The organism is Spirosoma areae, assembly GCF_054781775.1.
On sequence record NZ_BAAGTT010000027.1, the window covers coordinates 419760 to 432674 of the forward strand.

Here is a 12915-nt window from a genome sequence, read left to right on the forward strand (position 1 = left end):
GGTGGTTAAAGAAGGAGAATGATTTTGCAATAATACGAAATGACCAAAGAAGATTAGGAGAAAACGCGATTTGTGTCGTTCACTAAGGTTTTTGAGGCACGTGTGGCGCAAAGAACCGTTGTGTGTTTTCCCGGCTTATAAAGCTTACGATGCAGGAACTACTAAATTACCCTTAATTTTGTCCTGGTTTAGCCAGTCGCCCAGGCTTAACCTAACGTTGATTGGCCTGTTTCAGACAGGCTCTTTATGGCGGGCAACCCAAATTTTCTATCGTTTAATGAAATCAACTACGGCTCACCTGCGCGCATCCGACTTGCCGGCCATAGCAGATGGCAACAAGACCTACCGTCAGTACTTTTTGTTCCTTTGCGTTTTTTATTTACTGCTTGCCAGCCTGCTCGCTGTACTGGTTCAGTATGGCGTTATGGATGAGGATTTTCATCTGGCAGCCAGCCGACCCTTTGCCAGCACAGGCGTGAACGCAACGACCCTGTACCGCCACGTGCCACCTACCGGTGTTGCCAGTCATCTTTGGTTTGCGTTCTGGATGTGGTTGTTCCCCAGTCTGAACTACGTCGGGCTTCGGCTCATTACCTGCGGGGCGCTGATGCTGCTGGCCGGGGCTGCCTATTGGCACATGAAGACCATTTCAGCGGCCTTGCAGCGTAAAGTCCTGGCCGTCAGTTGGTTTATGCTGGTTAGTCCTTATTTTTTTTTAAGCGTCTCTACGGTGATGACAGAAGGCCCGGCGCTGCTCTTTTTGTTTGCGGGTCTTTTGCTCCTTCTGATTTCACGATGTCAAAACCTGGCTGCTTTTTTTCTGGCCTGCCTGTTGTTAGGCTTCGCCACGATAGCCCGTTTCTATTATATTTCGCTGTTACCCAGTGTATTTGTCATGCTGTTCCTGTCCGACTGGCAACGGTATGTGAAGTACGGATTTAAAGACGTTACGATTAGGCGTGTAGTACCTTATCTGTTCATCGGCCTAAGTCTGCTGCCCCTGGCTGGCTTAATCGTTCTTTGGGGAGGATTGACTCCCCCGCTATTTGAGCAGTGGTCAAAACTTCGGTCGGGGGTTAGTTTCAATGCACTCCGCCCCCTATCGGCGCTGGTGATAACCGGGGTGTACATTGCTCCGGTTGTGCTGGTTAACGTAGCCTGGAGGTCTAAGGCGTTTTTACGGATAGGGAGTACCGCGTTGGTTGCTGCACTGATTCTGGCTGGACCTGGGGTTAACCTGCTTCATGATTCGTCGTCCGTTGACGACGTATACAGTGGCCCAATTGAACATACACTGATCTGGATGAAGTCGGGGGGCGATTGGGCACTAAGTCTGGGCCTGTTTCTGGTTTACAGCCTGAGTTTTTTAACCATGGGCCTTGTGATACGGGGTATAACCGACCTTATTCGCCGGAAGAATTTTGCGGATAAGGGCATGCAGTTTTCAGTTGCTTTTGTGTTCTTCTTTCTTGTTTCTCAGGCGTTTGTTGGCGGAAATCATCCCTTCTTCGAACGATACCTTATCCACCCCTGGCCATTCATCGGGTATGTACTGGTAGGCTTGTTTCCTGCTTTTTTCAATCCCCGAACCTACGTAGTTCTGGCAGCCTATACCACCTTATCCGTAATGATTCTGGTTAAATGGGGCATTCAGTGAAACCGATGTCACCTGCTCAGTTGGCAGATGTTCTACGACTCAATGGGGCTTAGTGGGGTCTCTTCATCCGGGTCAGGGGTTAGGCTGGCTACCGATATGGGGCGCAAAACCGGCGCAGGCTTAGACAACGCCCCATAAACCGTATAGGCCGTTCCCAGCGACCAGACTTTCAGGCCAATGCGGGCAAAAACCAACGCCTGCTGGATAACGAGCATCAGCAAAATCGTCGGCCAGTTGCTCATTACGATAATTTCATCGAGCAGAAAATAAATACCGAACAAGCCTGTTCCAATCAAAATCAGGCTCCAGTACAGCCCATACGTTCGATGGACAGTTCCCAGCACCAATCGCCCGGCCATCCCGAAAGACCGGAAGGCATTGTGTTCGTCCTCTCTGAACATCAGCACTTTGGCGTAATCACCAATGCAGAGCAGGAGCGTGGCTGTGAGCACAAACAGCCCGAAGAAAACCAGCCCAATCCAGAACAGACCACGCTCAGTGAAGGTATCGCTAAAGGCAATACCTACTAATGAGCCAAAAACCAGCCAAAGCCCGGCGCCAACCAGTACGAAGAGCAGCGTGACCCCAAACAGCCGCAGAAACCGCCCAAAATAATGGGTACATCCCTGCAAAAACAGGCCTGCGCCAAAGCGGGTGTTGGGTTGTGAGAAGCGCAGCAAAATACCACCCGCCAGAAAGATACTCAGAAACACATACAGAATTCCCAGCCACCGGCCAACGCTCATAAGCGGAGCAACGACCCGTTTGCTGCGGTGCATGAAATCCGAAAAAACGGTGTAATCGAACCCATTCAGCAGGTTCAGAAAAGCCAGTGAGTTCTGATGCTCAACCTTGAGCATATTGTAGAATGGCAACGTTACCAGCAATCCCAGCACGAGCGTGATGCTGTAGAGCAGCCACAGCAACCACCCTGAGCGAAGCGTTTGCCGGAGCGAGAGAAGGAGTGGGTTCATGAGCGAACGAGTAGACGAGTGAACGACCGAATGAGTGAACGAGCGAAGTGCCATCCGGCAGGTCTTTCACTCGTTCACTCGTTCGCTCTGTTTAGTAAACGGATGCTCAGTCCGGATTTTTTCCTGCAATTTTAGAAAACCATCAATCAGGGCTTCGGGGCGGGGTGGGCAGCCGGGAACGTACACGTCTACCGGAATAATACGGTCGACGCCCTTTACTACATGATACCCGTGTTGCCAGTAAGGGCCGCCACAGTTCGAGCAGGACCCCATCGAAATAACATAGCGCGGTTCGGCCATCTGCTCATAGAGCCGCCGAATGCGGTCGGCCATTTTGTAGGTTACCGTGCCCGACACGATCATAATGTCGGACTGTCGGGGCGATGGGCGCGGAAAAATGCCGAACCGTTCGAGGTCATAGTTAGCCGCAAAGGCCTGCATCATTTCGATGGCGCAGCAGGCAAGGCCGAAACTCAGGGGCCACATCGATTTCTCGCGCGACCAGTTCAGCAGTTCTTCGGAGTGCATCAGAACGACGCTCGCTTCGCCAGATTTATCGGTTGTTGAGGAAGAGGTCATACGGTAGTCAGATAAAACGAAACACAACGCGGTATTTACTGGCTTACGGTTGAAATCAATAACGAAGCTGTTTTAAACTTTCTATATGGGCGTGGTTTCAGGAAGTGGCGCGTCATGCCGAACCGCACGTGCGCGGCCCCGTCGGTTCGGCATGACGCGCCAGGAAACTAGTTTTGGAAGGGTAAACAGGGTCAATGTTTACCAGGCAACCGGTTCAGCACTTCCTGTTGATAGCCCAGGCTAAACGGCTCCAATTGCCGAATTAAACTTGTTTTTGGTGCAAAAGGAATAAACCCTCCCGACTCACTAACGAACAGCGCCAGCCGCAACCCCCGAAACGAACGTATTCTCAACGTTTGTAGCGTTCGTTTAGCTGTTGATAGAGCTGCATGGGTACTTTCGTTTCTATAGTTGGTCGTTTAGGCTGCGGCTTCACCCAGTCAAGGTAGCCTTTTGCCCATACATAGCCAAGTCCTACTGCCAGAATAACAACGAATAAGGCGACCTCGGCCAGCGCGAACCAGCCCCACAGGCCACCCGTCTCCTGAATAAGGGCAGCCTGCCCAAATACCGTTGCCCAGGGAAACAAAAAAACCAGTTCAACATCAAACAGCACGAACACTAAGGCAACCACATAAAACCGAATATTGAATTGCACATTGGCATTGCCAACGGGTTCCTCGCCCGATTCATACGTACTGTTTTTCTCGACGTTCGGGCGATGGGGGCGCAGCAAACGCGCCACAAACAGCACGATGGCGATGAACGCAAACGCGGCCAGAATAAACAGCAGAATAATGCCAAAGTCGGAGAGCATCGTTTACCGTTTTGAGGTTCAGGTGTCAAGTTCTACCGGGGGACATGGACCCTGACACCTGGAACGTGAAGCTTACTTCTTCTTTTTGGGGAATAGGTTGTATACAACCGACACCTGAAGGTTTCGGTTGTAGTAAGACGCCGATGGTTCGGGCGACACGTTCGTGAAGCCATAAACGTAGCGAACATGCAAACTGAATTTATTGAGCATGTCCAAAAAATCGTAATGAACACCAGCCGCCACGCCCAGGTCGCTCTTGCTGCCGGGACCCCCGGGATCGCCCGCATTCAGCGCGTAACTGAATTCGGGACCGGCCTGCAGCGTCAGACCCTCGGTTGGAATGTAGCCAACCAGCAGCGGCAGGCTGGCATAGTAGTAGGTAACGCCCGTTGTGGTTCGGCTACCGCCCGTTTGTTCCTGCTGAAACGTACCGCCTTTAATAGAAAGCAGAGCTTCGGGCTGGAGCACAAATCGATTATACCGATAGCGGTACATAATGCCCAAATGCGGGGCCAAAGCCCGCTTCGGAATATTGGTAGTGACCCCCGAAATGGTTAATTGCGTGAACGATGCGCCCACTTTCACGCCAAAATGACCACCAATAGGCTTATCGCTTTGCGCCTGCAAAACGAAGGGCGATGTGAATAAAAAAATAAAAAGTAGTAATCGATTCGTGTGCATACAGGACTGTTGACAGGAAGTTAACCTTCCGATAACGTTTTTTCTCCTGCAAAATTGGTTAAAAAAAGTTAAGAAGCGGCCGTTACTGTTCTCGTGAAGTCGGCTTTGACCGGGCTGGCGTTCCAGAAACCAACTTCACAACCAGGGCAATAGTCAATTGAGTCGTGGGTCAACCGGGTAGTGAGCAATGGACTTATACTCGCCCCCCATCCGCTTAAGAACCCCCCGCCAAAACTCATTGGTTGGCGTATCGAACAGGAAATCGGCGTTGGTACGGCTCACAATCCAGGCTTTCTGGTGCAACTCATTCGCTAACTGACCTTCGCCCCAACCCGAATAGCCAATAAAAAACCGAACATCATGGCCGGTTAGCGTACCCAGGTTGACGGCCTGTTTAATCTGATCAAAATCACCACTCCAATACAGCCCAGCCTCTATCCGAATCGAACTATCGATCAGGTCGGGCCGGCGATGAATGAAGTGCAGCGTGTTTTGCTGGACCGGCCCACCCACAAACAGCGGCAGGTCGGGCTGAATTTCTTCAATGACATCGCTCAGGTGGATGTCGGTTAACTGATTGAGCACTAAGCCGAACGTACCGGCCTGGTTATGTTCGCAAACCAGCACCACACTGCGCTCGAAGTTCGTATCGCCCATGAATGGCTCGGCAATCAATAAATCTCCATTCCTGACGATTGGCGGGGTCGTATCCATAAGCCATTGACTATTTTTTACATGACAAACGTCTGGTAAAGGGTCTATATTGGTTAAAAACTGTTAAATACGCCCGTCAACGATGCAATTTATACGTCTGAAACAGGAATGCAGATTCAAACAGGCTGGCAATATACCCGAACCTCAAAAGGCCGCAGCGAATCGGCATTAATCAGGTAGTTGGATAAAATTACCGCAGCAAGAGTCAGGCCATTAATTGGCAAATCGGCAAAGAGGATGACTTGTTCTGAAAAATTAGCAACGGTAATAAACTGCTTTTTATCGAATGACCGCTCAAAAGCCCAGATGGATGGATGGTTGGGCAATAAATCGCGGTAAGTACCCTGATGCAGGGCGGGGGTTTGTTTGCGCCAGCGGAGTATGTTTCGGTAATAATTCAGGACTGAACCAGCGTCGGTATCCTGTTGCCTTACATTGATGGTGGTGTAGTTTGCATTCACTTTCAGCCAGGGCTGCCCGGTCGTAAAACCCGCATTCGGTGCATTGCTCCATTGCAGGGGACTTCGGGAGTGGTCGCGGGCGATGCGGTTAGCGTTTTTCAGAAACACATCAGCCGGGTATTTTCCCGACGCGACTAAGGCTTGCCAGGCATTTTTTACCTGAATATCGTCATACTCGTCAATCGAATCGAATGGGCAGTTGGTCATACCGATTTCGTCGCCCTGATAGATGTTGGGTGTGCCGCGCTGAGTAAGCAATACCGTCGCCAACATCGTCGCCGACTCGTAATGATACGGTCCCGCTCCGGCCGGTGCGCCGATGCGATACCGGTCGCCACGGTGGTCTGGACTGCCAAAACGCGATAGCACACGCGGGTTGTCGTGGTTGCCGAAATAAATATTCTGCCAGCCGCCGGTCGTTTCGTCGTCCAGCGCCATGTTCCATCGGGCAAAAATTGCCTTTAGTTCGGGCAGGGTGAATTCAGGGGCCGGGTCGACAAAGCGGTGTTCTTCGCGCGGAACGGCATGGTCGAAATGGTAAATCATGTCCAGTTCGTGCCGGTCGCGACCCACGTACAGATGGGCCTGCTCCGCCGAAACACCAAAGCCTTCGCCAATGGTTATGCACGCGTACTGACTAAGCACTTCCCGGTTCATCTCCTCTAAAAACTCGTGAATACGCGGGCCGTTGGCATGAATAGTCAAATCGCCATAGCGCCCGGCGGGGTAGTCTGGGAAATCAGGGTCTTTCGACAAAAACGGAATCACGTCCATCCGAAACCCATCGACACCTTTGTCGAGCCAGAACCGCATCATGCTGTAAATAGCCTGGCGCAGGGGTGGATGCTCCCAGTTCAGGTCGGGCTGCTTTTTTGCGAACAGGTGGAGATAATACTCGCCCGTCGTTTCATCAAACGCCCAGGCCGGACCAGAGAAAAACGATTGCCAGTTGTTGGGTGGCCCACCTGCCGGGTTAGCCGGTTTCCAGATGTAGTAATCGCGATAGGGGTTGTCGTTGCTTTTGCGGCTTTCGGCAAACCAGTGGTGCTCGTCGGAACTGTGGTTGACCACCAAGTCCAGAATGAGCCGCATTCCCCGCTGATGAACGCCCGCCAGCAACGCATCAAAATCCGCCATTGTGCCAAACTCAGGCATAATGGCTTCGTAGTCTGAAATATCGTAGCCATTATCTGCGTTCGGCGACTGGAAGATTGGACTGAGCCATAGAATATCGACGCCAAGTTCAGCCAGATAATCTAATCTGGAAATAATGCCGGGCAAATCACCAATGCCATCGCCATTGCTGTCGGCAAAGGAACGCGGGTAAATCTGGTAAATAACAGCGTCTTTGTAATTCATTCAATCTACCAGATGATGTTGACTAAGTCTTTGTAGAGCGAAAACTTGCCATCGGCTGACATGACCGGCCAGTTTTCATGCAAAGCCGTCGCCAGAATCAACCGGTCAAACCGAAGCGTCGGACCGTGAGTCCCGATGGTCTTCGTAAAGTGGAAGCCGGTCGTAGGCAATAATATGTTGATTGGAAATTGGTAATAGATGAAATCCGTCCTCCTGTACCTGATGGATATAAGCTGATAAGGTGGGTTTAAACTCTGCCAGCTTCCCCACTTTACGTTTGATAGCAATTTCAAAAAAACTTAACTCACTTATCTATTTCGATACCTGAGGATTAAGCAGGTACTGCTCCGCAAACGGAGGGATTTTAACTTTTTGGGTTTGTATCCAGATAAGTACTTCCGTGTCTACTAATATATTCATGGAAAAGTTTACATGTATTCTTTTAAATCGTCTAAAGGGTCGTTGAAGTCGCTGCCGATGTCAATTTGGCCCTTCAGTGAACCGAACCGAATCACATTGCCGGGGTGACTTGTTGATTGTTCCTTTGTTTCCTCCAAAAACGTGACCAGCACCTTTCGCTTGGTTTGAACAGGCGGTTGTTCCTGCCAGATGATGTGGCCGTTTTCGTAGGTAGCTTCGATAGTCATTAACATGGCTTCACGGAGTTGTTTCGTCAAATGTAACAAAAAGGGCAGGCACAAAGTCCCGCCCTTTGCTCATCTCCTATTACCGCAACAAATCATCAAACGTCAGGCTGACATAGTACAGGCCACCAATGCGGGCCAGGCCATAACCCTGCGCGTAATACTGGTTGAAAATGTTTGCCCCACCCAGTTTGACCATCGATTTCAGGGCGGGTAATTTCAGCGATACCTGGGCATCGACCGTATTCCAGGAGGGCAGCAGAATGTCGCCCGCCGTTGTGCCCTGCTCGACCCACATTTTATCCGTCCAGCGGTAGGTCACGTTGAAGCCAATGTTCGTGCCGCCAATGCGGGGATTAGCGAGGCTGATGTTGTAGCGGTTTTCGGGCGAGATGAAAAAGTTACGTCCGGCAAAGGCTACTTCGGGGTCGCTCATTTTGCGCTTGATAATTTCCTGCCCGAAGGCATCTTTCTGAACAACTCCAAAATTGTCCCGGCGCGTTATCAGGCCCACCTGATGGGCAAAATTGCCGCTCAGGGTAAAGCCCTTGCCCAACCCATACTCAAGTCCTACCCCCCAGCCGTTTACAAAAATCTCATTGGTGTTGTTGAAATTGATTTGGTACGTGCGCGTCGTGCTGGTGTTTTTCAGGTCGTTTGCGTTGCCCGTAGTCGGCTGCAAATAATTTTGAGCCGCAATAAAATCGGTGTATTTGCTGTGAAAGTAAAACGCATCGACAAACAGGCGGTTCGCTACCAGCGTCTTGTAGCCGATTTCCCAGGTGCTGATTTTCTCGGTGCCGAATGCTGCCGGGTCTGGCGTGTATTTAACCAAATCCGATGCGTTGCCCGATTTCTGGAAAGCACTTACCGAAGCGGGTGTATAAGCCGGATTGTTGAACAAATCAGCGGCTTCTACAGCTACCTGCGAACCGCCAACTTCACCCGTTTTTCCATCGGAAAGCAACTGGTTGGGCGATGGGTTTCGGAAAGCCGATTGCCACGAAGCCCGGAAGTTGTGGTCACCCACGCTCAGCACACCCGACACACGGGGCGTGAATCCACCTTTGAAAAACTGATTCTTGTCGTACCGAACCGCTACAGTCGGTTTAAATGTCATCAAATCGCTGATTTTCAACGTAGCAATACCCTGTAAATACCAGCCGTATTCGTTAAACATAAACTCGCTGCCGTCGCGCTTGGTTGGGAAAATAGTGCCTTTCGTCAGCATACTGTAGCGCCGGAAACTGGCCCCGGTAATCACGTCGAGGAAACCCGGCAGAAACCGCTTGAAATTATACATCCCCTCAGCATGATACATCGACGAATTATCTAACAGCCGCACGCCGTTTTGCCCGGCCGCATTGGCTACCGTAGCCGCGCTGGGAATGGCGATATTATTGGGTGTGTTTATCAACTCGTCGCGATACCGGTTGAAATCACTGCTACCGGGGGTAAAAATACCCGCGTCGGCGGCCTGTTTAGACGCCAGAATATTATCGCCCGTATAGGCTTTGGCGAAGTCGGAAGCCCAGGTTCCGGTGGGTTTGGCAATTTGCAGCAGCCGACGGGCCAGGTTGCCCAGGTTGTAGCCTTCAGCCGTCTGCGAGGTTGAGTAGGCCCGAACAAAAAATTCATCACCCCGCACTTCTACCCGAAACTGGTTGCGTTTGTAATCGGGAAAATACTCCCGAAAACCCGCCGTGCGAATGAAATTGCCGTTGCCATAATACCAGCCAATTGATGCCTGAACCTTGTCGGTTAGTTTATAAAACAGCGATACGTTGGCGCGGGTACTGAATGCCTTTCCATCGTTGGCCAGCAGGTCAATTTCTTTGTAGCCCGTGCGGGTAACCCGCTTGCCCACTAATGCCGCATTAGTCGTGTTCGTGGCTGTATAATCGAACGCTCCACCATTGTTGAAATCATCGCCGTAAATGTTGACGCCATCATACTGCAGGTTCGTTGCCGGGTTATTATTGGGCACGTAACCCAACGCCACGGTGCGGTCGTTCTGGTTGACGGTGAAGGCCGCCCGGTCGCGGTGGGAGCGGTCGTCGTAATTATCGGCGATGAAATCGGTGCCGTTCAGGGTCTGGAAATTTACTTTAAACGCAAACCGATTGCCCAATTGTTTAGCGTAGCGGATAGCCACGTCGCTGTACCCTTTCAGGCCAAAACCCGTTTTTCCCACATTATTGACGCCCGCTTTCAACTGAACACTTAGACCCTGATACTGAAACGGGTTTTTGGACGTAGTGAGTTGTAAGCCCTGAAGCGCATCGGGACCGTAGAGTGCCGATGAGGCCCCCGGCAGCAGTTCGATGCTTTCAATATCCAGGTCCGACACGCCCACCACGTTGCCAAAACCAAACCCAAGCCCCGGCGAACGGTTGTCCATGCCATCGGTTAGTTGCAGGAATCGATTGTTGTTGTTGGCCCCAAAGCCCCGCACATTGACCGATTTAAACGTTAGGCTTTGGGTAAGTAAATCGACGCCTTTGAGGTTCTGGAGCGCATCGAAAGGCGTAGCAGCCGCCGTTTGCTGCAACTGCCGCAGGCCCAGTTTTTCAACGGTTACAGCCGCTTTGGTAATACTTTCTGCCACCCGACTGGCCGACACAACCACTTCGTCAGCCATCACCGATGCTTCTTTCAGCGAGAAATTTACCGCCCCGCCCGATTCGCCCGTGATGGTTATTTCCTGCCGACTATAGCCAACAAAGGAGGCTACGACGGTGAATGGGGGTTTAACTGAAGTTTGGAGGGTGTATTTTCCATCGCGGTTGGAAACTGTGCCAACCGCTGTGCCTCTGATAATCAGGTTCACCCCCGGAATCGGATTTTTGGTTGCTTCATCGGTTACGGTGCCGGACAGGACCGTTTGCGCCTGGGCATTAAAACTGCTGATGAATAATAGGAGTAAAAAAAATGGGTGTAAAATCGTTTTCATAAAATGATGGTCAAAGTTTACGTTCTAAAATAATGTATCATTACAGCGGGCATCCGATTCTAAAAGTAAAATAATTCCAACGAATAAGAGGATAATTCGGATAGTAACGAGCGTTTGTTCATGGAATGCAACTGTTTGTTTACGATTGGTTTGTACTCCCGGTATTAGATAGACTACCAGTACTTATAGTCTACCAATATTGTAGGAATTGCTGCAAAGAAACGATATAATTGCAAACGCAATCAAGAGTAGATGTCAATAAAGGGTGAAAATGGACGAAAATGGTAGAAACTTGCACTCGATTCCTGAGCGATATAAAGTAGAATGAATAATATCATGCACGACCGGCGGGGGTTTCTTCAGAAAAGTGCGTTGGCTACGCTGACCGCCTTCGTTGGGGCAGACGTTGTTTTCGCCCGCAACATACCCCGGCATTACGTACCGCTGGGCCTGGCGGCCGATTACGACCCGCTCAAGGGCAAAAGCCCCGATATGAAAATACTCGGCGACAAACCCTGGAATGTCGAATCGCCGATTCACCTGTTAGACGACGCTGTCACGCCCGTTGAGAAGATGTTTATCCGCAACAACGGGCTGGTACCCGCCGAACCCATCGACCTGGCCAAATGGACCCTTACCATCAATGGCGAGTCGGTGAAAGCGCCGAAAACGTATAGCCTTGCTGACCTCAAAAAACGCTTCGCTAATCATACGTACCAGTTGGTGCTGGAATGCGGGGGTAATGGCCGGTCGGGGTTTGAGCCGCAGACAACAGGCAATCCGTGGGATCAGGGCGCGGTTAGCTGCGCCGAATGGACGGGCGTTCGACTGAAGGATATTCTGGCTGATGTGGGTCTGAAAGACGATGCGGTATATATTGGCTATTACGGTAAAGACCCGCACCTGAGTCAGGACACAACCAAAGTAGCCATCTCGCGTGGGGTGCCGATGAAAAAGGCCCTCGAAGACGAAACCCTGCTTGCCTGGGCTGTCAACGGAAAAGACATCCCGCTGATTCACGGCTATCCGCTTCGGCTGGTTATTGGCGGCTGGCCTGCGTCGGTGTCGGGCAAGTGGCTGCATACCGTAGCCGTGCGGAACAAGATTCACGACGGCGCCAAAATGGAAGGGCATAGCTATAAGATGCCGATTCGGCCTGTAGAACCCGGCGAAAAACTTGCTGAAACGCCCGAAAATTTTCGCATTATCGAGTCGATGCCGGTGAAGTCGCTGATTACGTATCCAAAGTCGGGGGCGATGTTCGACGTTAAGAAAAGTCTCGCGTTGCGGGGCCATGCGTGGGCGGGCGACCGGGCCGTTGCCGAGGTGCAAACCTCCATTGATTACGGCGCTACGTGGCAAAAGAGCAAATTAGAAAAGCCCAAAAACCGATTGGCCTGGCAGCACTGGTCGGCGGATGTTCTGTTTCCGCAGCCGGGTTATTATGAAGTATGGGTGCGGGCTACCGATAGTAGCGGCACGGCCCAGCCGATGGTTATTCCGCAGTGGAACCCCGGTGGCTATCTGAACAATGCCTGCCACCGAATTGCTGTGAAAGCAATGGTGTAGTCTGTCAGACCTATAAGGTTTTTGAAACCGAAACGTCGGCCCGGCTTATAGGTCTATCTAAATCGAAGCCATGAGAATAAGTAAAGTTATTTTTCTTATCGGACTCCTGTTCGTCAGCATAACCAGTTTCCGAATGACTTCAGTCGTTGGGTCACTAACGGTTTCAACTCAGCCGGTGATTGTTGCGGATACCATAAAAATTGACTCGGAGACTGGGCTGATAAACGACACGAACCTGATGATGGTGAAATCGCACTGCCTGGCCTGTCATTCCTCGAAACTCATTTTGCAGCACCGCTTCACACGGGAAGGCTGGCAGGAGCGCATTCGCTGGATGCAGAAATACCATAAACTCTGGGATTTGGGCGAATCAGAAAAAGTCGTGCTCGATTACCTTTCAACACATTATGGCCCGCAGACAGCAGCCCACGTTCAACTTCGGCGGGCATCCCTGAAAAACACCCAATGGTACAAATTAGATTAAAATGGTTTACAGTCTTCTGTAAA

The 12915-nt window shown here is 51.0% G+C and carries 13 protein-coding genes; 3 read left to right on the plus strand and 10 right to left on the minus strand.

Going from position 1 to position 12915, the window contains the following annotated elements:
• Positions 1-277 precede the first annotated feature (277 nt).
• Positions 278-1657, plus strand: coding sequence for a hypothetical protein (locus ACYVI1_RS15815; RefSeq protein ID WP_460911590.1), 1380 nt, complete (start codon positions 278-280; stop codon positions 1655-1657).
• A 32-nt stretch (positions 1658-1689) separates the two neighbouring features.
• Here the strand turns inward: ACYVI1_RS15815 and ACYVI1_RS15820 are convergent, their stop codons facing one another.
• The 10 genes from ACYVI1_RS15820 to ACYVI1_RS15865 form a co-directional block, all read right to left on the minus strand.
• On the minus strand, positions 1690-2631 hold the full coding sequence (locus ACYVI1_RS15820; protein ID WP_460911591.1) for a hypothetical protein: 942 nt from the start codon (positions 2629-2631) through the stop codon (positions 1690-1692).
• Between the two features lie 66 nt (positions 2632-2697).
• Positions 2698-3210, minus strand: a complete 513-nt coding sequence (locus ACYVI1_RS15825) for an NADH-quinone oxidoreductase subunit B (RefSeq protein WP_460911592.1) — start codon at positions 3208-3210, stop codon at positions 2698-2700.
• A gap of 191 nt (positions 3211-3401) precedes the next feature.
• Positions 3402-3563 carry a hypothetical protein gene (locus tag ACYVI1_RS15830; RefSeq protein ID WP_460911593.1) on the minus strand — a complete coding sequence of 54 codons (162 nt, stop codon included), beginning with the start codon at positions 3561-3563 and terminating at the stop codon, positions 3402-3404.
• Positions 3560-4027, minus strand: a complete 468-nt coding sequence (locus ACYVI1_RS15835) for an NADH-quinone oxidoreductase subunit A (protein WP_460911594.1) — start codon at positions 4025-4027, stop codon at positions 3560-3562. Before ACYVI1_RS15835 ends, ACYVI1_RS15830 begins: the two co-directional genes overlap by 4 nt.
• 72 nt (positions 4028-4099) lie before the next feature.
• Positions 4100-4708 (minus strand): porin family protein, encoded by a 609-nt coding sequence (locus ACYVI1_RS15840; RefSeq protein ID WP_460911595.1) that lies wholly within the window; start codon positions 4706-4708, stop codon positions 4100-4102.
• 153 nt (positions 4709-4861) lie between these two features.
• Complete coding sequence (locus ACYVI1_RS15845; protein WP_460911596.1) at positions 4862-5422, minus strand: YqgE/AlgH family protein; 561 nt, start codon at positions 5420-5422, stop codon at positions 4862-4864.
• Positions 5423-5538: 116 nt separating this feature from the next.
• Complete coding sequence (locus tag ACYVI1_RS15850; protein ID WP_460911597.1) at positions 5539-7242, minus strand: glycoside hydrolase family 13 protein; 1704 nt, start codon at positions 7240-7242, stop codon at positions 5539-5541.
• Positions 7243-7247: 5 nt separating this feature from the next.
• Positions 7248-7412 carry a hypothetical protein gene (locus ACYVI1_RS15855; protein ID WP_460911598.1) on the minus strand — a complete coding sequence of 55 codons (165 nt, stop codon included), beginning with the start codon at positions 7410-7412 and terminating at the stop codon, positions 7248-7250.
• Between the two features lie 258 nt (positions 7413-7670).
• Positions 7671-7919 (minus strand): hypothetical protein, encoded by a 249-nt coding sequence (locus ACYVI1_RS15860; protein ID WP_460911599.1) that lies wholly within the window; start codon positions 7917-7919, stop codon positions 7671-7673.
• 49 nt (positions 7920-7968) lie between these two features.
• Positions 7969-10839 (minus strand): carboxypeptidase-like regulatory domain-containing protein, encoded by a 2871-nt coding sequence (locus tag ACYVI1_RS15865; protein WP_460911601.1) that lies wholly within the window; start codon positions 10837-10839, stop codon positions 7969-7971.
• 324 nt (positions 10840-11163) lie between these two features.
• On the opposite strand from ACYVI1_RS15865, the gene ACYVI1_RS15870 reads away from it, so the two are divergent.
• Together ACYVI1_RS15870 and ACYVI1_RS15875 are read left to right on the plus strand one after the other, a co-directional pair.
• Positions 11164-12408 carry a sulfite oxidase gene (locus ACYVI1_RS15870; RefSeq protein ID WP_460911603.1) on the plus strand — a complete coding sequence of 415 codons (1245 nt, stop codon included), beginning with the start codon at positions 11164-11166 and terminating at the stop codon, positions 12406-12408.
• 133 nt (positions 12409-12541) lie between these two features.
• The gene (locus tag ACYVI1_RS15875; RefSeq protein ID WP_460911604.1) at positions 12542-12892 is read left to right on the plus strand and encodes a hypothetical protein; all 351 of its coding nucleotides are present in this window, start codon (positions 12542-12544) and stop codon (positions 12890-12892) included.
• Positions 12893-12915 lie beyond the last annotated feature (23 nt).